This is a genomic window from Marilutibacter spongiae (assembly GCF_014145325.1).
Classification (GTDB): domain Bacteria; phylum Pseudomonadota; class Gammaproteobacteria; order Xanthomonadales; family Xanthomonadaceae; genus Marilutibacter; species Marilutibacter spongiae.
The window spans coordinates 149,385-169,690 of the sequence record NZ_JACHTF010000002.1; the positions used below are offsets into that span (position 1 = coordinate 149,385).

The following is a 20,306-nucleotide window of genomic DNA, read 5'->3' on the forward strand; positions in this document are numbered from 1 at the left end:
CGCCGGCGTTTTCGTTCCCGGTCGGGTCAGACCGCCATGCGCGCCTGCTCGACGTCGTCGCAGGGACGGCCCTTGATGTCGGCGCACTGGAGGCGATCGGTCTCGACCAGGGACGGGGCCTTCTCGGCCAGGTAGTCGATGAAGACGCGAACCGCCGGCAGCAGCCCGCGACGCGATGCGAACACCGCATGGAAGATGCCCTGCGAGAGCCGCCAGTCGGGGAGCACGACCTCCAGCTCCCCCGCGCGCACCGCCTCGGCGCAGATCGTCTCGGGCAGCATGGTGATGCCCACGCCCTGCTTGGCGAGCGCCATCAGCATCGGGAAATCGAAGCCGGCCACGCGCGGCTTGAGGTCGACGCGCCGCACTTCGCCGTCGGGACCATGGAGCTCCCAGCGCTGGCGCGATTCGTCCTCGTGCATGCTCAAGGTGACGTGCTCGGACAGCGATTCAGGGATCTCCGGCCGCCCCATCTTGCGCAGGTAGGACGGGCTGGCGACCAGCAGCTCCTGGATCTGCCCGAAGCTGCGCATGATGAGGCTGCCGTCGTCGTCCAGCCGGGCACGCACCCGCAGGGCGACGTCGATGCCTTCGTTGATGATGTCCACCCGGCGATTGCTGACGTGCAGCTGCACGCGCACTTTCGGGTAGAGCGCCAGGAAGTCCGGCAACAGCTTGGGCATCTGTTGCTGGGCCATGCTCACCGGCACGCTGACCCGGATCAGCCCGCGTGGCTCGGCGCTGAGCCGGTCGACCGCCTCGCGCGCGGCCTGCGCCTCGGCCAGCATCGCCTGGGCGTGGCGGTAGACACTGGTGCCGACGTCGGTCACCGCGAAGCGTCGCGTGGAGCGCTGCAACAGGCGCACGCCCATGTCGGCCTCCAGCTGGCTGATGCGCCGGCTCAGGCGCGACTTGGGAATGCCCAGGGCGCGCTCGGCGGCCGCGAACCCCGAGTGCTCCACGACCATCGCGAAGTAGTAGAGGTCATTGAGGTCGTGCATGCGACATTTCCATATTCAGAACGATCCGTGACATTTAGCTATATTTATCCCGAATACGCAACACCCTAGATTGGCCTCACGCCGGCATGCCGCCGACACCCCACGAGAGGCCCGCCATGAAACTGCTCCATATCGACTCCAGCGCCCTGGGCGCCCAGTCCGTCACCCGTGAACTGTCGGCCGCGGTCACCGCCCGCTGGCGCGACGCCTTCCCGGCCCTGCAGGTCGAGTACCGCGACCTCGACGCCCAGCCGCTGCCGCACCTGACCGGCGCCTCGCTGTCGGGCGACGACGCCGCCGGCAACGCCGAGGCCGACAAGGCGATGGCCCAGTTCCTGGCCGCCGACGTGATCGTGATCGGTGCGCCGATGTACAACTTCAGCGTGCCGTCCACGCTCAAGGCCTGGATCGACCGCATCGCGGTCGCCGGCAAGACCTTCCGCTACACCGAGCACGGTCCCGAGGGCCTGGCCGGCGGCAAGAAGGTGATCGTCGCCAGCGGTCGAGGCGGCATCCACACCGATGCCCCGACCGACTTCCAGGAGGCCTACCTGCGCCAGGTACTGGGCTTCCTCGGGATCGACGACATCGAGTTCGTGCGGGCCGAAGGCGTCGCCTATTCGCCCCAGCATCGCAGCGAAGCCCTCGCCCAGGCCCACCGTTCGATCGCCCAGCCGGTGCTGCTGCGCAGGGCTGCCTGAGCCAGGCGCGCGGCGCCGCCGCGTCGCCGCGCATCCCAGTACGGATGCGTCCGCGCTATGCTCGCCCAAAACGGGGCATGGACATGGACGCATCCCGGGAAATCACCCGGCTCCTGCAACGCCATCACCAGGGCGATCGCGATGCCTTCGATCGCATGGTGCCGCTGGTCTACGAGCGCATGCGCGGCATCGCGCGCGGCCAGATCGCCCGGGCCGGCCGCCGGGGGGCGACCCTGGACACCACCGCGCTGGTGCAGGAGGCCTACCTGCAACTGGTCGAGGTCGACGGCGTCGACTGGCAGGACCGCGGCCATTTCTTCGCCATCTGCGCGCGGGCGATGCGCCGCATCCTGGTCGACGACGCGCGCCGCCGCCACGCCGCCAAGCGCGGGGGCGACGCCGTGCCGGTGACGCTGGACGCCGAGGTACTGGCGGCCGAGAGCGCGTCGGACCAGGTGCTGGCGATCAACGACGCCCTCACCGGCCTGGAGGCCTTCAACGCGCGCCTGGCGCGGGTGGTGGAATGCCGCTACTTCGCCGGCATGACCGAAGAAGAGACCGCTCGGGCGCTGGATACGTCGCTGCGCACGGTCCAGCGCGACTGGATGCGTGCGCGGGCCTGGCTGCTCAAGGCCCTGGCCGAGGGGTGACGGGCGCATGGCCGGACCCGACCCCCGCGCACGCATCGACGCGCTGTTCGAACAGGCGCTCGAGCTGCCTGCGTCCGCGCGCCCGGCCTTCCTGGACGAGGTCGCGGCGGGCGAGCCTGCCCTGCGCAAGGAGCTTGACCTGCTGCTTGCGCTGGCCACCAGCGAGTCGCCGCTACTGGACGACGGCGCGCCCTGGCGGCACGTCTTCCACGCCGGGCCGGCGTCGGCCGCGGGCCGCAATGCATCCCTGGGCGACGAGGACGCGGTCCACGAAGAGGAGGCGGACGCCAGCGGTCGCGAGATCGGCGCGTGGCGGCTGCTGCGCCGCCTTGGCGTCGGCGGGATGGGCACGGTCTACCTGGCCGAACGCAGCGGCGATGGGTTCCGCCAGCTGGGCGCGCTCAAGCGCTTGCGGCTCGACGCCGGTTCGGACGAGTTCCTGCGCCGCTTCGCGCAGGAGCGGCAGATCCTCGCCTCGCTGAACCACCCGGGCATCGCGCGCCTGCTCGACGGCGGCCGCGACCCGGAAGGCGGCCCGTTCCTGGTGATGGAGTATGTCGAAGGCGAGGCGCTGGACCGTCATTGCGACGGCGCCCGCCTCGACGTGGAGCGGCGACTGGCGCTGTTCGCGAACGTCTGCGATGCGGTGGCCCACGCCCACCGGCACCTCATCGTCCACCGCGACATCAAGCCATCGAACATCGTCGTGACCGCGGATGGCGAGGTGAAGCTGCTCGACTTCGGCATCGCCAAGGTCCTGGGCGCGGGCGATGCCCCGGGCGCGCCGCGCACCCGCACCATGGCCCGGCTGTTCACCCCCGAGTACGCCGCACCGGAACAGGTCACCGGGCAATCCGCGACCACCACGACCGACGTCTACCAGCTTGGCCTGCTGCTGTACGAACTCCTGTGCGGCCGTCGCGCGCAGGCGCCGCGCCTGGATTCGGCCCTGGCCCTGGAACGCAGCATCTGCCACGACACCCCGCTCCGTCCCAGCCAAGCCCTCGGCGACGATGCGGGCATCGCCGATGCCCGCCGCGGTACCCCGGCAGCGCTTCGCCGCCAATTGCGCGGCGACCTCGACACGATCGTGCTCAAGGCGCTGCGCAAGTCGCCGGACCGACGCTACGAATCGGTGGACGCCCTGGTCCGGGACCTCGCGCGCTGGCGCCAGCGCAAGCCCATCCATGCGCGCCCGGAACGCATCCTGTATCGCAGTGGCAAGTTCATCCGGCGCCACCCCGTGGGCGTGGCCGCGTCGGCCTCCCTGGTGGCAATGCTCGTCGCCTACGCGGTCACGGTGACCCACCAGGCGAGCGTGATCGCGCGCGAGCGCGACCGCGCGCAAAGCGAGGCGACCAAGGCCCGGCAGGTCCAGGCCCTGGTGCTGCAACTGTTCGAAGGCGCCGATCCCGAGCGCTCCGGCGGTGCGCAGATGAGCGCGCGCGAACTCCTGGACCGGGGCTGGGCGGGCATCGAGAGCGAACTGGGCGCACAACCGGACGTTCGCGCCGAGCTGCTCGACACGGTCGGCGAGGCCTATCGACAGCTGGGCTTGTACGAGCGCGCCGGCCCGCTGTTCGACGATGGCCTCGCCGCCACCCGCCCCCTGGCGGACGCGCATCCGCTGCTGCTGGCCCGCGCGCTGCGCAGCCGGGGACGTCTGCTGAGCGATGAGGGGCACTACGAGCAGGCCGATGCCGCGCTGCACGACGCGCTGGCGCGCTACCGCGCCGCGGAAGGCGAAACCGGTGCCGAGGTCGCGACCACCCTCTCCGACCTCGGCCAGGCGCGGTTCCGGGCCAGCGACCTGACGGCCGCCGAGCGCCACCACCGCGACGCGCTCGCCATGCGCCGGCGGCTTTTCGGCGAAGAGCACGTCGACGTCGCCAGCAGCCTGGACCACCTGGGCACGGTGCTTCGCCACCAGGGGGACTACGCAGGCGCCGAGCCCCTGCTCAGCCAGGCCCTGGCGCTGCGTCGCCGCCTGTTGCCGGCGCCCCATCCGCATCTGGCGCGCAGCCTGTCGAACCTTGCGGTGACCCGCGTCAACCTCGGCGAGTACGACTCGGCCGAGGCGCTCTACCGCGAGGCCCGGCTCTCGATGGCGCGCGCGCGGGGCGAGCGCCACCCCTCGGTGGCGATGGTCATGAACAACCTGGCCATGCTGATGCAGGCGCAACGCCGTTTCGAGGAGGCCGAGGGCCTGCTGCGCGAGTCGCTGGCGATCCGACGCGAGGCCCTGGGCGAGCGCCACCCGGAGGTCGCGATGAACCTCAACGACCTCGGCCTGGCGCTGGCCGAGAGCGGCGACCCCGATGCGGCCGCGACCTACTACCGGCAGGCGCTGGCCGCCTATCCGGACGACCACCCCTGGCGCGCGGCCACGGTGTTCAACCTGGGGATGCTGGAGGAAAAGCGCGACCGGTTCGCGGCCGCCGAGGTGCTCTACCGCGAGGCCCTGGCCGCACAACGCGCCGACTACGGCGAGGATCACGAACGCGTCGGCATCGACCTCAACCGCATCGGCATCGTGCTGCACCGCCAGGGGCGACTCGATGAAGCGGAAGCCCGCATGCGGCAGGCGCTGGCGATCTTCCGCAAGCGCCTGCCCGAGGGCCAGCCCCGCCTGGCCCTCGTCCTCGTCCCGCTGGGCGAGTTGTTGCTCGACCAGGGCAAGGCGAGCGAGGCCCTGCCCCTGCTCGAAGAAGCCTGGCAGGTGCGGCAGGCGGCCTTCGGCGACACGGACGCGCGCACCGTCGAGGCCGCGGCGGCCCTGCGTCGCGCACGGGCCCTCATCCGCGGCTGACGGTCGACGCGCCGCAACGCGCGATCAGCGGGCTCGACGACAGTCGCCCTTGACGGTCACCCGGACGCGCCGGACGTTGTTGGCTTCGTTGGTCTCGGCCACGGTCGCGCCATCATCGACCGCGACGTACAGCAGGGTGGTGCCCGGCGCGAGCAGCAGGTGCCCGTCGGAGTTGACCATCGCGCCCGCCACCAGGCCGGTCACCGGATCGGTGGCCAGCACCGGCCCGGCGACGGCATCGCGATGGATCCGGTTGGTGAACGCCCCGGCACCGGCCGCGCCGTCGTTGCGGGCGGTGAACCTGTAGCGGAACACGCAGCGACCGCGCTTGAACTGCACCGCGTCGCTTGCCGGCACGGTCGCGGCCGTGCCCCAGGGTATCGCGCTGTTGCCGAGCTGGAAGGCATCCACCAACAGCAGGTCGACCGCGCCCACCGGCGCGAACTGTGCCTGACGGCCCTGGCCGGGCCCGCCCGGGTCGCCGTCCTGCTGTGGACCCGGCTTCGGCGCCGCGATCATGCCCTGCGCGGGCATCGCGTCCACCGGGTCGACGGTGGGCTCGCGGGTCTCGGGCGGGCGCTCCTGCGCCACCAGCGGGCCCGAGAGCACCAGCGCCAGCATGCCGGCGCGCGCCAGGCGCGTCGTGTTCGGGGTCGATCTGGACATCGTGTCCTCTCCTGTCTTGGCCATGCGCGGCGCCTTCCACCGCGCTTCATGGGTCCTATCGGACAACACGGGAAAAACCCGCCACCGGTGCCATGCCCCGGCTCCGGTCGCCCCGCCCGCCGTGCAAGCGGCGGCGACTGCGTGCGACGGGGTGGCGGGATCCGTGCGCGGTTGCCGACTACCCGGTCGAGCGCATCGAAACCCCCGGTGCGAACACCCCACCCGCACCGGAGACCCGACATGCACCTTACCCCTTCCCGCCGCCCGGCCGCCGGCCTCTGCCTGGGCACCTGCGCCCTGCTGCTGGCCGGCCAGGCCCTGGCCCTGGAGAAATCCAAGGGCGTCTACCGCATTCCCTACGCCGACGGCACCGATGTGCGCGTCTCCAACGACCACCTCAAGCATTCGCCGCCGGGACGCATCGACATGGGCGGGCGCGGCGGCGGCACCTACCGGATCGTGGCCGCGGCCGATGGCATCGTGCGCCGCGTGGTCGATGGCTTCGACAAGCGCATCGACGACTGCGGCGACCTGGCCGCCAGCGAGAAGAAGAACAACTACGTCTGGATCGAGCACCCCAATGGCGAGTGGACCAAGTACACGCACATGGCGGAGGGCTCCTCGACCGGCAAGGCCGGGCTGAAGGTCGGCCAGTCGGTGAAGGCCGGGACCTACCTGGGCGACGAATCCGACGTCGGTTGCGCCAGCGGCGACCACCTGCACTTCGAGGTCGGCGTGCCCCGCGCGACCGACGGCATCACCACCGTCGGCGGCTTCCTGGCCGACAACGCCGGCAGCAAGCGCAACCGCATCCCGCGCATCTGCGGGATCGATGGCGGCATCTTCGCCAGCGGCCAGTCCTACGAGGCGCGCAAGGTGCCCGGCGCCATCCAGGCGGGGGCCAAGGAAGTCGCGCGTCATGGCGTGTCCGCGCGCGATTACCAGTGCCTGTTCGACCAGGCCGTCGCCTCGGGCTACGCACTGGACTGGATCGACGGCTTCGACGTCGGCGGGAAGGTCTACTACAACGCGGTGTTCCGGCCACGCAGCGGTGCGTGGAGCGCCTTCCATGGCCTGTCGGCCGCGCAGTACCAGCAGCGCTTCGACCAGTACACCGGCCAGGGCTACCGGCCGGTGCAGGTGGAGAGCTACGCGGGCAGTGGCGGCGTCCGTTACGCGGTGATCTTCCGCAAGCAGGGCGGCCCGGCCTACTCGGCCTACCACGGACTGGACGCGGCGACCCACCAGTCGCGGATGAACGCGCTGTCCCAGGCCGGTTACCGGCCGCGCAACGTCTCGGTGGTGTCGGCGGGCGGGCAGCGCCGCTACACCGCGCTCTACGAGAAGGCCGACATCGGCAGCTGGCAGGCCAAGTCGCAGCTGACGGCGAACCAGTACCAGCAGGCCTTCGAGGCCAACGCGGGCGCGGGTCGCCAGCTCGTCTACCTCAATGCCTACGTCCACGCCGGGCAGGCGCATTTCTCCGCGATCTGGAGCTCGAAGGCGACCGGTCCGTACAAGGCGCGCCACGGCCTGGACAGCGGCCAGTACCAGAGCGAGTGGCAGGCCACGACGCAGGCCGGCTACGCCACCCGCGACGTCACCGGCTACGCGAGCGGCAACCGCGCCCGCTACGCCGCGATATGGCGCAAGTAGCGCCATGCCCGCCCGGGCCGCGGCACGACGCCGCGTCCCGGGCCCACCGGAGGACCCCACCATGACCACCCCGTCCATCCCCATCGACCCCGCGACATCGCACCGCCGTCCCTTCGGAAGCCTCTTCGCGGCCCTCGCCGTCGTGGCGCTGCTTGCCGCGCAACCGGCCGCCTTCCAGGCCTCGGCGCAGACCCGCGCATCGCTGCCGCGCCAGGCCCTCGCCCTGCCCTCCGACAGTAAGGGCGCGACCTGCACCAGCACCGACGGCAAGGCCACCTGCTCGTGCAGCGCGCCGGGGGGCAAGTGCCAGGCCAAGGCCACCAGTTGTTCGTGCTACGGCGTCCCCCCGCCGCCGGCGCAACCGGCCGGGCAGCGGGGCCCCGGCGGACTATCGGCGACGGGGGCGGCGCTGAAGGCGACCTGCACGTCCGGCAACGGCCTGAAGGTCTGTGCCTGCGGCGACAAGGGCTGCAATGCCGCCGAAGTCAGCTGCGGCTGCCTCGACCACTGATCCATCCCCATCAAGCAAGGAGAGAACGATGAAACCCAGTGTCATCACCCCCGCCATCCAGCGCCGCCGCCTGCGCGGCCTGGCGCGATCGATCGCAGTCGCCGGGCTGTTCGTGCTCGGCCTCCACGCCGCCGTCGCCGCGCCCTGGGCCGCGCGCCACGGCCTGACCGGCGCCCAGTACCAGCAGGCCTTCCAGACCTACAGTGGACAGGGCTACCGGCTGGTATCGGTCGCCGGCTACGAACAGGGCGGCGGCGCCCGCTACGCCGGGCTCTGGAAAAAGCAGTCCGGGCCGGCCTGGGCCGCGCGCCATGGTCTCGACCCGCAGCAGTACCAGGCCGCCTTCAACGACTTCAGCGGCAAGGGCTATCGCCTGACCTACGTCAATGGCTACGCGGTCGGCGGCAAGCCCCATTACGCGGCCATCTGGGAGAAGCGCGGTGGCCCGGCGTGGAAAGCACGCCACGGGCTGACCGCCGAGCAGTACCAGGCGGCCGTGACCGACATGGCCCGGCAGGGCTACGCGCCCACCCACCTGAGTGCGTTCAGCCTGGGCGGCTCGCCGCGCTTCGCGGCGATCTTCGAGAAGGACAGCCCGCCCTGGGTCGCCCGCCACGGCCTGACCGGCAGCGCCTACCAGCAGGCCTTCGACGAGTTCACCGGCAAGGGCTACCGCCTGAAGGTCGTCAGCGGCTACCGCCAGGGCAACGGCGACCGCTACGCCGCGATCTGGGTCAAGACCGGGGGACCGCTCGCCGCCGCGCGCCACGGCATCCCGGCGGCGCACTACCAGCACGTCTTCGACAACCATCGCTACCAGAGCTGGGAACCGCGGTACATCGAGGCCTTCAACGGCGGCAGCGGGGTGCGCTTCAACGGGCTGTGGGAGAACACGGCCTTCAAGGCGCAGGACCTGAAGCTGATCGACGACAAGGTACGCGCCTACATGCAGGCCAACGGCATCCCGGGCATGTCGATCGCGATCAGCAAGGACAAGCGCCTGGTCTACGCGGCCGGCTTCGGCAAGGCCGACGACAGCACGCCCGTCGGGCCCGCCCACCGCTTCCGCATCGCCAGCGTGTCCAAGCCGATCACCGTGGTCGCGGTCACGCGCCTGGCCAACGACACCTCGCTGGACATGGGCTCGCGCGTGTTCGGACCGCGCAGCGTGCTCGGCGGCCAGTTCGCCACGCCGTCCAACAACCCCGACATCGAGGACATCACCGTGGACCACCTGGTCCGCCATCGCGCCGGTTTCCGGCGCATCGACAAGGACGGCAACGCCAGCGACCCCATGTTCGCCTACACCGGCACCACCCATGCGGGCCTGGTCAACTGGGCACTGGCGAACTACCCCCTGGGCTACGCCCCGGGCACCAACCCCGGGCTGCCGAGCGACCAGACGTATTCCAACTTCGGCTACTGCCTGCTCGGCCGCGTGATCGAGGCGCGCAGCGGCAAGTCCTACGAGGCCTACGTGCGCGACACGATCCTCAAGCCCGCCGGCGCGTCGGGCATGGTCATCGGCGGCGACAAGGAAGCCGACCGCAAGACCAACGAGGTGAAGTACTACGGCAGCGGCGCCTACTCGAGCGTCAAGCCCCGGCGCTTCGATTCGCATGGCGGCTGGATCGCCACCCCCGCCGACCTGCTGCGCTTCATGCGCCACGAAACCGTGCTCAGCACGTCGTACGCGCACTACGGTTCGATGAGCGGCACCAACGCGGTCTACCGTCGCCGCAGCGATGGTTTCGGCTACGCGGCGACCGCCAATTCAAGCGCCGGCGACGTGGCGGACATCGACGCGATGCTCAAGGAGATCGTCGAGGGGGTATCGGCCTGGCCGGCCGGCGACCTGTTCTGAGGATCGCCCGTCGCGGACATGGGCGACGGCGGGTCGGCACCTGATGCCGGCCCGCTTGCGCACGCGCGGATCATGCGATCCGGTCGACGCCTCCCATGTAGGGGCGCAGGACCTCGGGCACGGTGATCGAACCGTCCTCGTTCTGGTAGTTCTCCATCACCGCGATCAGGCAGCGGCCGACCGCCACGCCCGACCCGTTGAGGGTATGCACCGGTTCGGGCTTGCCCGACTCGGGGTTGCGCCAGCGCGCCTGCATCCGCCGCGCCTGGAACGCGTCGCAGTTGGACACCGAAGAGATCTCGCGATAGGTCTCCTGCGAAGGCAGCCAGACCTCCAGGTCGTAGGTCTTGCTGGCCGAGAAGCCCATGTCGCCACTGCACAGCAGCATCCGGCGGTAGGGCAGGCCGAGCTTCTCGAGCACCGTCTCGGCGGCCCGGGTCATGAACTCGTGCTCGGCCCCGCTCTCCGCGGGCCGGGCGATGCTGACCAGTTCGACCTTCTCGAACTGGTGCTGGCGGATCATGCCGCGCGTGTCGCGGCCGTGGCTGCCGGCCTCGGAACGGAAGCACAGCGAGTGCGCGGTCATGCGCATGGGCAGGCGCTCGGCCTCGACGATTTCGTCGCGGACGATGTTGGTCAACGAGATCTCGGAGGTGGAGATCAGGTAGCGCTTCTGCTCGCCCAGTTCGGTCGCGAACATGTCCTCCTCGAACTTGGGCAACTGGCCGGTGCCGAACAGGCTCTCGGCATTGACGATCGTCGGGACGTTGGTTTCCTCGAAGCCGTGCGCGCCGGTATGCAGGTCCAGCATGAACTGCGCCAGCGCACGGTGCAGGCGGGCCAACTGCCCGCGCAGCACGGTGAAGCGCGCGCCCGACAGCTTGGCCGCGGTATCGCCGTCGAGCCAGCCGTTGCGCGCACCCAGCTCGACGTGGTCCTTGGCCTCGAAATCGAACCCGCGCGGCGTGCCCCAGCGGTGCAGTTCGACGTTGCCCGACTCGTCGGCGCCCAGGGGCACGCTGGCATCGGGCAGGTTGGGGATGCCCAGGGTGATCGCGTCGAGCTGGGCCTTGATCGCGTCCAGGCGGGCCTCGCAGGCCTTGAGTTCCTCGCCCAAGCCGGCCACTTCCGCCAGCAGCGGGGCGACGTCCTCGCCCTTCGCCTTGGCCTGGCCGATCGCCTTGGAACGGGTGTTGCGCAGGTTCTGCAGCTCCTGCGTGCGTACCTGCACCTGCTTGCGCTCGGCCTCCAGCGAGGCCAACGCGTCGGCGTCGAGCGCATAGCCGCGCGTTTCGCGCAGGCGGGCGGCAAGGTCGGCGGGCTGCTGGCGCAACAGGCTGGGATCGAGCATGGGATCGGGTCGCTGGCGGAACGGGCCGGTGATTATCGCCGGTCCGGGCGCGCCTGTCGCCCGCGTTCGTGCCGGGTTCACCGCCGCACGTGCCAGAATGCGGGCAAGCCCCGATCCGCGCACCGGTCCATGCCTGCTTCGCACGCCCGATCCTCCCGCCACCCCCATGTCCGCCCCTCCAGCGCTGATGGACAACGCGGCTTCGACTTCGACATCGGCGCCTGGCGCCCCATGCCACGGACCTGGATCTGGCTGCTGGGCGGATTCGCCATCGGCCTGCTCCTGTTCCTGCTGGTGTTCCTCGCCGGCCGGCGCGACGCGCGCGTGCCCGACCCCGCCGACGCGGCGCCGCCGACCGCCGACGGTCCGGCGTATACGGCCCTGCCCTCGCCCCTTCCGGCGGATGCCGACGGTGCCAGTGGCATGGGCGACGCCCCGGATGCCCTTGCCGGCGACGAGGATTCGCGTCCCCACCTGGTCGAAGCCCCGCCTCCGCCCCCGGTACCGGCCGAGCCGGAGATGCCGCTACCCGACCCGGTCGCCGTGGACGTACCGGTCTCGCCCACCGGCGAACCGACGCCGATCCCGGGCCAGACCCCACCCCCGCGCTATCCGGCCACCTCCCTGCGTCGCGGGGAGACCGGGACGGTGCTGGTGCGCGCGACGATCGGCGTCGACGGGCGACCGCGCCAGCTCGATATCGCCCGCAGCAGCGGTTACCGGCGCCTGGACCGGGCCGCGATGGACGCGGTGCGCCGCTGGCGCTTCCAGCCCGCGCAGGCCAATGGCCAGCCGGTGGAAGCGTCGGTGAACGTCCCCATCGAGTTCACCCGCTAGCCGCGCATGGCGCGGTCGTCGATGCAGGTCCGGCTCGCGACCGGGGCGATGATCCTGCGCTAGGATCGCAGGCATTCCCTCGACCGGACACGATCGCCCGCATGAACGCCCAATCCCGCTCGTCCCGCAGCCTGCTGACAGGCCTCGCCCTCGCTTCGCTCGTGATGGTGGTGGCGCTGGTCTGGATTTCACGCAGCGGCGGCGCGGGCGCCGATGGTACCGATACCGCCGATGGCGGCGAGACGGCATCGCCTCAGGCGCTGCAGGCCGGGGACGCCGGCCCGGAGACGCACGAGGCCGTCGCGGGCGACCGGCGCGCCCGCCCCGTCGTGGGCACGGCCACCCCGCCCGCGTTTCCGATCGAAGCGGTCAAGCGTGGCGAAAGCGGTCGCGTCGTCCTGGCGGTCGTCGTCGATCCGCGCGGCCAGGCCACGGCGGTCAGCATCGCGGAATCGAGCACCTCGACCCTGCTGGACGAGGCGGCCCGGGAAGCGGTCCAGCGCTGGCAGTTCGAGCCCGCCCTGGAAGGCGGCAAGCCGGTCGCCGACACCATCGAGATCCCGGTGGAGTTCGAACCGGCCGGCTGAGGTAGCGGGGTCGGCTCAGGTCCCGTCCACGCCCATGCCGATGCCGCGCGCGAGCTCGACGAAGCCCGGGAACGAGGTCGCGACGTTGGCGACGTCCCTGATTTCGACCCGGTCCCCGGCACGTTGCGCGGCCACCGCGAAACTCATCGCGATGCGATGGTCGCCATGGCTGTCGACGCTACCGCCGCCGATCCGCCCGCCCTCGATCACCGCGCCATCGGGGGTCTCCTCGATCGCCACGCCCAGGGTACGCAGGCCGGCCGCCATCGTCGCGATGCGGTCCGATTCCTTGACCCGGAGTTCGGCGGCACCGGTGACGCGGGTGCGGCCCTTGGCGAGCGCCGCGGCCACGAACAGCGCCGGGAACTCATCGATCATGTCCGGCACCAGCGCCCCGGGCACGTCGATCCCGTGCAGCGGTGCATGGCGCACGACGAGGTCGGCCACCGTTTCGCCGCCGTGTTCGCGCGGAGCATCCTCGACGATGTCGGCGCCCATCAGCCGCAGCGCGGCGAGCAGGCCGGTGCGACGCGGGTTCATGCCGACGGCCTGCAGGCGGACTTCGGAGCCCGGCACGATGGTGGCCGCGACCAGGAAAAAGGCCGCGGAGGAAAAGTCGGCCGGGACCTCGACGCGGGTTGCGCGCAGCGCGTGTCCGCCGGCCAGCCGCGCGAACCCGGGCGAGAACTCGATCGGCCAGCCGAAGGCGGCCAGCATGCGTTCGGTGTAGTCGCGGGTCGGGTGCGGCTCGCGCACGAGCGTCTCGCCACGGGCATGCAGACCCGCCAACAGGACGGCCGACTTGACCTGTGCACTGGCAACAGGCGTCGAATAATCAATGCCTTGTAATGTTTTTTTGCCGTGAATTCTCAAGGGAGGCAGCCCCCCCTCGCCGGCATCGATCCGGGCGCCCATCGCCGCCAGCGGCTCGATGATCCGGCGCATCGGACGGCGCGAGAGCGAAGCATCCCCGACCAGGACGCTGTCGAAGTCCTGCCCGGCCAGCACGCCCGCGAGCAGGCGCATGCCGGTGCCGGCATTGCCGCAATCGAGCGCCGCGGCGGGCGCGCGCAGCCCGTGCAGGCCCACGCCGTGGACGATGCGCTCGCTGGGCGAAGGGGTCTCGATCGCCACCCCGAGGGCCTCGAACACCCGCGCCGTGGCGCGCGTGTCCTCGCCCTCCAGGAAGCCGGTCACCCGGGTCGTGCCTTCGGCGAGCGCGCCTAGCATGATCGCGCGATGCGACACCGACTTGTCGCCGGGCACCTTCAGCGCGCCGCGAAGGGCGTCGCCGGGTCCGGCCGTCCAGAACGCGGTGCCGCCGCTCATGCCAGCACCTCGTCGAGCACTGCCAGCAGGCGCCGGTTCTCGTCGGCATTGCCGACGCTGATGCGCAGGCAGTCCGGCAGCCCATAGCCTCCCATCGGTCGCAGCACGACGCCTCGCCCGGCCAGCGCGGCCTCGAACTGCGCGGCATCGCGCCCGAAGCCGACCAGGAGGAAATTGGTCTGCGAAGGAAACACCTCCAGTCCGCGCGCCTGCAGCGCCGCGGCCAGGGACGCGCGCTGTTCGGCATTGCGCTCGCAGGCCCAGCGCAGGTGCGCGGTGTCGCCCAACGCCGCTTCGCAGGCAGCCAGGGCCGGGCCATTGACGTTGAAGCTTTCGCGCAGACGCTCCATCACCGCGACCAGTCCCGGCGCCGCGACCAGGTAGCCCACGCGCAGGCCGGCAAGCCCGTAGGCCTTGCTGAAGGTGCGGGTGACAACCACGTTGGGGTGCGCATCAAGCATGTCCAGCGCGCTGGCGTAGTCGGGCGCGTCGGCCATCTCCGCATAGGCTTCGTCGACCACCACGATCACCTCGCCGGGCACGCGCGCGAGGAAGCCCGCGAGCGCCTGCCGACCGAACCAGGTGCCGGTGGGATTGTTCGGATTGGCGAGATACACCAGTCGCGTCGCCGGGGTGATCGCCGCCAGCACGGCCTCCAGGTCGTGCCCCAGGGGCATGGCCGCGTCGCGCGGCAACGGCGCGGCGACCCGCATCGTCGCCCCGGCGGCCTGGGTCGCCAGCGCGAACACGGCGAAGCCGTGGCGCGGGAACACCACCTCCTGCCCCGGGCCCGCGAACACCTGCGCCAGTTGCATCAGCAATTCGTGGGAGCCGTTGCCGAGCATCAGCCGTTCGACCGCGACGCCATGGACCGCGGCCAGCGCGCGCTTGAGGTCGCCCCCCAGCGGGTCCGGGTAGCGATGCAGGGCATGCAACTGGTCGAGGATCGCCGCGCGGGCGTCCGCCGACGGTCCGTAGGGGTTCTCGTTCGAGCCCAGTTCGACCAGGGTCCCTTCGCCGAAACGGCGCCGGAAGGCGACCAGGTCGTGCCCCGGGTCGTACGCCTTCAGGCCCCGGATGCCCGGGTTGGCGCGCGCGGCGAACCAGGCTTCGTCATGGCCCGGCGCGGCTTCGCCGGCAGGCGACGCACCGTCGATGCGCGCGCTCATGAAATCGCGACGGGATACGAGCCGAGGATCTTCACGTCTTCCACGAAGTCCGCCATCTCCGCCAGCGACAGGCGCATGTTCTCCTCCTCGACATGCCCGGCGACGTCGATGAAGAACGCGTACTGCCACAGGCCGGTGTGCCCCGGCCGCGACTCGATGCGGTTCATGCTCAGGCCGTGCCGCGCAAGCGGCGCGAGGATGTTGAACAGCGCGCCCGGCTGGTCCTTGATGAACACCAGCAGCGAGGTGCGGTCGTTGCCCGAGGCCGGGAACAGTTCGCGTCCCAGCACCAGGAAGCGGGTCGTGTTGTCGGGCCGGTCCTCGATCGGGCCGGCGATGCTCTTGAGCCCGTAGACGGTGCCCGCGCTGACGCCGGCGATCGCCGCGGCATCGTCGGCGTTGCGCGCGCGGCGCGCCGCCTCGGCGTTGCTGCTGACCGGGATCTTCTCGGCATGCGGCAGGTACTGGCGCAACCAGGCCTTGCACTGCGCGAACGACTGCGGGTGGGAATACACGCGCTCGATGGCGTCGATCGCGCCGACCCGCGAGAGCAGGTGCTGGTGAACGCGCAGCTCGACCTCGCCGCATATCTTCACCCCCGAGGTCAGGAACATGTCCAGCGTCGACTGGATCGTGCCCTGCGTGGAGTTCTCCACCGGGACCACGCCGAAATCGGCCGCGCCGGATTCGACCTCCTGGAAGACCTCCTCGATCGTTCCCAGCGGCAGCGCGTGGATCGAGTGGCCGAAGTGCTTGTAGACCGCCTGCTGCGAATGCGTGCCCTCCGGACCGAGGAAGCCGATCTTCAGGGGCTCCTGCTGGGCAAGGCATGCCGACATGATCTCGCGGAACACCCGCACCAGGACGTCGTCGTTGAGCGGGCCGTCGTTGCGGTCGACCACCCGGCGCAGCACCTGGGCTTCGCGTTCGGGCCGGTAGTAGTCGACGGCCGCCGCCAGCTTGCCCTTGGCCTGGCCGACCTGGCCGGCGAACTGCGCGCGTTCGGCGATCAGCGCCTGGATGCTGCGGTCGATGCCGTCGATGCGCACGCGCAGCTCGCCCAGGTCGGGTTTGCCGGCTGCCGGCTTCTGCGCGGCCTTCGCGCGAACGGGCTTGGGCGCTGCGGTGCTACGGGTCGTCGCGCCCTTCCGGGTGGCCTTGTCGCCGCCCCCCGTCCTGGCGGACGTGGCCTTGCCGGCCTTCTTGGCCTTCGCCGCGCTCGTTGTTTTCCTGGTCATGGGTATTCCACTGCGTTCCTGGGCCCGGCGCGTCGCTCCCTGGCGGGACGCGCACCCCGGGCCGGTCCGCCCGGCCGCGTGGCCGCGTGGCCGGGCACCTGCGGCGCGAGCCGCTCAGCCCTTGCGTTGCTGGAAGTCGCGCATGAAGTTCGCCAGCGCTTCGACGCCCGCCTCCGGCATCGCGTTGTAGATCGACGCGCGCATGCCGCCCAGGGCGCGATGGCCCTTGAGCGAGATCAGGCCGGCGTCGCGGGCCTCGGCGAGGAAGGGCTTGTCGAGCGACTCGTCCTTCAGGAAGAACGGTACGTTCATGCGCGAGCGCGCCGCGGGGTCGACCTCGTTGCGGTAGAAGCCGCCCGAGTTGTCGATCACGTCGTAGAGCAGGCCCGACTTGCGCCGGTTGAGCTCGGCGAAGGCCTCCACGCCGCCCTGGGCGAGCATCCACTTGAAGACCAGGCCCGCCAGGTACCAGTTCCAGGTGGGCGGAGTATTGAGCATGGATTCCTTGGCCACGTGGGAGGCATACGTGAAGATGTCGGCGCGGGGCTGGCCCGCGCGCTCGAGCAGGTCGCGGCGGATGATCACCACGCTGACGCCGACCGGGCCCAGGTTCTTCTGGGCGCCGGCGTAGATCACGCCGAAGCGGGAGACGTCCAGCGGTTCGGACACGATGCTGGAACTGAAGTCCGCGACCAGCGGCACGTCGCCGACATCGGGGATGTCGCGGAACTCCACGCCATGGATGGTCTCGTTGGCGGTCACGTGCACGTAGGCCGCGTCGTCGGACAGTTGCCACGTGCCGCGCGCGGGGATGTCGCGATACCCGCCCGCTTCGCTGCTGGCGGCGATGTTCACGTCGACATAGGGCTTGGCCTGCTTGATTGCGGTCTTGCCCCAATGGCCGGTCAACACGTAGTCGGCCTTCTGCCCCGGGCTGGTGATGTTCAGCGGGATGAGGGCCTGCTGGCCGGTCGCACCGCCCTGCAGGAACAGCACGGCGTAGTCGTCGGGGATCGACATCAGCCGGCGCAGGTCGGCCTCGGCCTCCTGGGCCACCTGCAGGAACTCGGGCCCGCGGTGGCTGAGTTCGACGATCGAGGCGCCCGCTCCGTGCCATTCGAGCATTTCCGCCTGGGCCTGCTGCAACACGGATTCGGGCAGGGTGGCCGGGCCGGCACTGAAGTTGTACGCACGCGTCATCGGGGACTCCAAGGCTGTTGCGATCTTCGACGTCGATCTTCGATCAGGGGGTGGAAGGCCCGCCCGGCGGGTCGGGCCACGGGAGACCTAGTATGCCGCAGTGCAGCACCGTGGACGCGGTCCGTTGCCGGCGTAACCTTTTGAGGCTTCGTACCGTATATGCCATGGTGATGCCAAGCGATGGAGCCGGTCATGACTTTGCGTAATGCCTTGAGAATCCCCGCCTCCCAGGTCACCGACGAGGCGGTCTACCTGCAACGGCGGAAGTTCGTCGCCGCCCTCGCGGTGGCGCCGGCCCTGGGCCTGCCCGGCTGCGCGGACGCGGTCCCGCCGCCGCCCGAGGGCGCCACCGTCACCGAGGCCGAGGCCCGCGCCGGGTTCAAGACCGACGAGCCGCTCACCCGCTACGAAGACGTGACCTCGTACAACAACTTCTACGAGTTCGGCACCAACAAGGACGACCCGTCCAAGGCGGCCCGCACGCTGCGCACCTCGCCCTGGTCGGTCGCGGTGGGCGGCGAATGCGACAAGCCCGGCACCCTCTCGCTGGACGACCTGCTCAAGGGGCTCACGCCCGAGGAGCGGATCTACCGCCTGCGCTGCGTGGAGGGCTGGTCGATGGTGATCCCGTGGCTCGGCGTGCCCCTGGCCGACGTGCTCAAGCGCTTCGCGCCGAATTCGCGCGCCCGCTATGTTGCCTTCACCACCCTCGCCGACCGCGAACAGATGCCGGGCCTGCGCTATCGCTCGATCGACTGGCCGTACCGGGAAGGCCTGCGCATCGACGAGGCGATGAATCCGCTCACCCTGCTGGCGACCGGCCTGTACGGCAAGGCGCTGCCGCAGCAGAACGGCGCGCCGCTGAGGCTGGTCGTGCCCTGGAAGTACGGGTTCAAGAGCATCAAGTCGATCGTGGCGATCACCTTCACCCGCAATCCGCCGCATTGCAGCTGGAACCAGCTGCAGCCCAGCGAGTACGGCTTCTTCTCCAACGTCAACCCCGACGTCGACCACCCCCGCTGGAGCCAGAAGACCGAGCGCCGGATCGCCGGATCGGGCAGCAAGCTGTTCGCCGAGCGCATCCCCACCCGCCTGTTCAACGGCTATGCCGAGCAGGTGGGCGAGATGTACGCCGGCATGAACCTCAAACGCTGGTTCTGAGCCGATGACGAGCATCGACGCGGCCCGGCCGGCCGCCGCACGGCGCCGCGCGGCCCCGCGGACGCCCGCCGGCGTGATCGTCGCCAAGGCGCTCGTCCACCTGCTGGCCCTGGCGCCGGCGGCGATCCTCGCCTGGCAGATCCGGCTGGAGTGGGCCACCGGCAGCGGTGGCCTGGGCGCCGACCCGGTCGCCGAGATCGAGCACCGCCTGGGCCTGTGGGCCCTGCGCTTGCTGATGATCACCCTGGCGGTGACGCCGTTGCGCCAGTTGACCGGCAAGCCGGTGTTGCTGCGCTTCAGGCGCATGCTGGGGCTGTACGCGTTCGCCTATGCGACCCTGCACCTTCTCGCCTACCTCGTGCTCGACCTGCGCGGCTACTGGACCCAGATCTTCGAGGAGATCGTAAAGCGGCCCTACATCACCGTCGGCTTCCTCGCCTGGCTGCTGCTGGTGCCGCTGGCGGCGACGTCCACCCAGGCCGCGATCCGCTGGCTGGGACGCAACTGGGGCCGCCTGCACAAACTGGTCTATGCGATCGCCGTGCTGGCGGTGCTGCATTTCTGGTGGCTGGTGAAGTCCGATATCCGGGAGCCGGCCCTCTACGCGGGCATCCTCGCCCTGTTGCTGGGCTGGCGGGCCTGGAAGCGCGTGTTCAGCGCACGCCGTAGAGCAGCAGCAGGCTGAGGGCACCGGAAAGCAACAGGGCCGCCAACAGCAACCACGGGACCCGTCGCGCCGGACGGCGCGGCGGCGCCGTCGCGGCCCTCCGATCCACCGGGTTGAGATCCGGCTCGCCGAAGGGCTCCGAAAGCGCCGCGAGCGGCGGCGTCGTGGGCGCTTCCAGGACAAAGCGGTGCTGGCTGCCGAAGATCAGCTGCGCGCCCGGCAGCAGCAGCGCGTGGCGTACCGGCCAGCCATTGACCCAGCTGCCCTGCTCCGAACCGAGGTCGCGCAGGACCGCGCCTTCGGGATGGGGTTCGAGCCGGGCGTGGCGCTCGGCGAAGGCCGGCTCGTCGATGTGCAGGTCGCACGAGCGCAGGCCGCCCACCAGCCTCGGCTTGTCCAGTGGCAACGCGCGGCCGTGGTGCGGTCCGCCCACCCCGCGCAGGACCATGGATGCGCCCGACCGCGGCGCCTCGGCCTCGTCGCCCGCCGGCGCGGCGGGCGGTTGCGGGCCGCAGAGGGTCAGCCGATGGCCATCGACGTGGATGGCGTCGCCCAGTCGCAGCATCGCCATGTGGCGGACGGGCCGGCCGTTGATGTGGACGCCGCGGACGTCGTCGCGCACCTGCATCCACAGACCGCGCCGGTCCACGCTGAACTGCACCAGCGACCGGGCCGGATCGTCGACCAGCACCAGCCGGCCGGATTCGTCGCGGCCCACGCCCCGGACACCCGGGGACAGCACCAGGTCACCGTGTTCGCGATTGGAGAATTGCAGTCTGATGGAATTCACGCGAGCGCAATCTAGCACGCCGCCTGCCGTCGCGGTCAGCGGCCCGCGCGCGCCCGCGGCGGACGACTGGTGGCGGCCCGCGCCAGCCCGCACAATGGGGCCAACCGCAGGAGAGCCCC

At 70.9% G+C, this 20,306-nt stretch carries 18 protein-coding genes; 10 read left to right on the forward strand and 8 right to left on the reverse strand.

Annotation, left to right across the window (positions count from 1 at the left end; translation table 11 throughout):
- Positions 1-26 precede the first annotated feature (26 nt).
- Complete coding sequence (locus H4F98_RS02215) at positions 27-1,001, reverse strand: LysR substrate-binding domain-containing protein (protein WP_220479053.1); 975 nt, start codon at positions 999-1,001, stop codon at positions 27-29.
- Positions 1,002-1,117: 116 nt separating this feature from the next.
- Between H4F98_RS02215 and H4F98_RS02220 the strand changes: the two genes are divergently transcribed.
- The 3 genes from H4F98_RS02220 (at position 1,118) to H4F98_RS02230 (ending at position 5,161) form a co-directional block, all read left to right on the forward strand.
- Positions 1,118-1,702, forward strand: a complete 585-nt coding sequence (locus H4F98_RS02220; RefSeq protein ID WP_182685031.1) for an FMN-dependent NADH-azoreductase — start codon at positions 1,118-1,120, stop codon at positions 1,700-1,702.
- A gap of 83 nt (positions 1,703-1,785) precedes the next feature.
- Positions 1,786-2,352 (forward strand): ECF-type sigma factor, encoded by a 567-nt coding sequence (locus H4F98_RS02225; RefSeq protein WP_182685032.1) that lies wholly within the window; start codon positions 1,786-1,788, stop codon positions 2,350-2,352.
- 7 nt (positions 2,353-2,359) lie between these two features.
- Positions 2,360-5,161 (forward strand): serine/threonine-protein kinase, encoded by a 2,802-nt coding sequence (locus tag H4F98_RS02230; RefSeq protein WP_182685033.1) that lies wholly within the window; start codon positions 2,360-2,362, stop codon positions 5,159-5,161.
- Between the two features lie 24 nt (positions 5,162-5,185).
- Here the strand turns inward: H4F98_RS02230 and H4F98_RS02235 are convergent, their stop codons facing one another.
- Positions 5,186-5,827, reverse strand: coding sequence for a CARDB domain-containing protein (locus tag H4F98_RS02235; protein WP_182685034.1), 642 nt, complete (start codon positions 5,825-5,827; stop codon positions 5,186-5,188).
- A gap of 240 nt (positions 5,828-6,067) precedes the next feature.
- Here H4F98_RS02235 and H4F98_RS02240 point away from each other — a divergent pair, with 240 nt between their 5' ends.
- The 3 genes from H4F98_RS02240 (at position 6,068) to H4F98_RS02250 (ending at position 9,858) form a co-directional block, all read left to right on the forward strand.
- The gene (locus tag H4F98_RS02240) at positions 6,068-7,483 is read left to right on the forward strand and encodes a peptidoglycan DD-metalloendopeptidase family protein (protein ID WP_182685035.1); all 1,416 of its coding nucleotides are present in this window, start codon (positions 6,068-6,070) and stop codon (positions 7,481-7,483) included.
- Positions 7,484-7,544: 61 nt separating this feature from the next.
- Positions 7,545-7,994: a hypothetical protein gene (locus H4F98_RS02245; RefSeq protein ID WP_182685036.1), complete on the forward strand. Its 450-nt coding sequence runs from the start codon at positions 7,545-7,547 to the stop codon at positions 7,992-7,994.
- A 28-nt stretch (positions 7,995-8,022) separates the two neighbouring features.
- Positions 8,023-9,858, forward strand: a complete 1,836-nt coding sequence (locus H4F98_RS02250) for a serine hydrolase (protein WP_182685037.1) — start codon at positions 8,023-8,025, stop codon at positions 9,856-9,858.
- Positions 9,859-9,928: 70 nt separating this feature from the next.
- On the opposite strand, the gene serS is transcribed toward H4F98_RS02250, so the two are convergent.
- Positions 9,929-11,209: a serine--tRNA ligase gene (gene serS, locus H4F98_RS02255; protein WP_182685038.1), complete on the reverse strand. Its 1,281-nt coding sequence runs from the start codon at positions 11,207-11,209 to the stop codon at positions 9,929-9,931.
- A 231-nt stretch (positions 11,210-11,440) separates the two neighbouring features.
- Between serS and H4F98_RS02260 the strand changes: the two genes are divergently transcribed.
- The gene (locus H4F98_RS02260; protein WP_182685039.1) at positions 11,441-12,046 is read left to right on the forward strand and encodes an energy transducer TonB; all 606 of its coding nucleotides are present in this window, start codon (positions 11,441-11,443) and stop codon (positions 12,044-12,046) included.
- A gap of 101 nt (positions 12,047-12,147) precedes the next feature.
- Complete coding sequence (locus tag H4F98_RS02265) at positions 12,148-12,633, forward strand: energy transducer TonB (RefSeq protein WP_182685040.1); 486 nt, start codon at positions 12,148-12,150, stop codon at positions 12,631-12,633.
- A gap of 15 nt (positions 12,634-12,648) precedes the next feature.
- Here the strand turns inward: H4F98_RS02265 and aroA are convergent, their stop codons facing one another.
- From aroA to serC, 4 genes are all read right to left on the reverse strand, one after another.
- Complete coding sequence (gene aroA / locus H4F98_RS02270) at positions 12,649-13,962, reverse strand: 3-phosphoshikimate 1-carboxyvinyltransferase (protein ID WP_182685041.1); 1,314 nt, start codon at positions 13,960-13,962, stop codon at positions 12,649-12,651.
- A complete protein-coding gene (gene hisC, locus H4F98_RS02275; protein WP_182685042.1) occupies positions 13,959-15,131 on the reverse strand; it encodes a histidinol-phosphate transaminase in 1,173 nt (390 codons plus the stop codon). The genes aroA and hisC overlap by 4 nt, the downstream gene beginning before the upstream one ends.
- Positions 15,128-16,369 (reverse strand): prephenate dehydratase, encoded by a 1,242-nt coding sequence (gene pheA, locus H4F98_RS02280; protein WP_182685043.1) that lies wholly within the window; start codon positions 16,367-16,369, stop codon positions 15,128-15,130. Before pheA ends, hisC begins: the two co-directional genes overlap by 4 nt.
- 114 nt (positions 16,370-16,483) lie before the next feature.
- Positions 16,484-17,569 carry a 3-phosphoserine/phosphohydroxythreonine transaminase gene (gene serC / locus H4F98_RS02285; protein ID WP_182685044.1) on the reverse strand — a complete coding sequence of 362 codons (1,086 nt, stop codon included), beginning with the start codon at positions 17,567-17,569 and terminating at the stop codon, positions 16,484-16,486.
- Between the two features lie 192 nt (positions 17,570-17,761).
- On the opposite strand from serC, the gene msrP reads away from it, so the two are divergent.
- Together msrP and msrQ are read left to right on the forward strand one after the other, a co-directional pair.
- Entirely contained in the window at positions 17,762-18,730 is a 969-nt protein-coding gene (gene msrP / locus H4F98_RS02290; protein WP_182685045.1) for a protein-methionine-sulfoxide reductase catalytic subunit MsrP, read from the forward strand.
- Between the two features lie 73 nt (positions 18,731-18,803).
- On the forward strand, positions 18,804-19,415 hold the full coding sequence (gene msrQ / locus H4F98_RS02295) for a protein-methionine-sulfoxide reductase heme-binding subunit MsrQ (protein ID WP_343064716.1): 612 nt from the start codon (positions 18,804-18,806) through the stop codon (positions 19,413-19,415).
- Here msrQ and H4F98_RS02300 read toward each other — a convergent pair.
- Positions 19,384-20,187, reverse strand: coding sequence for an FHA domain-containing protein (locus H4F98_RS02300; RefSeq protein ID WP_182685047.1), 804 nt, complete (start codon positions 20,185-20,187; stop codon positions 19,384-19,386). The genes msrQ and H4F98_RS02300 overlap by 32 nt on opposite strands.
- Between the last annotated feature and the right edge of the window lie 119 nt (positions 20,188-20,306).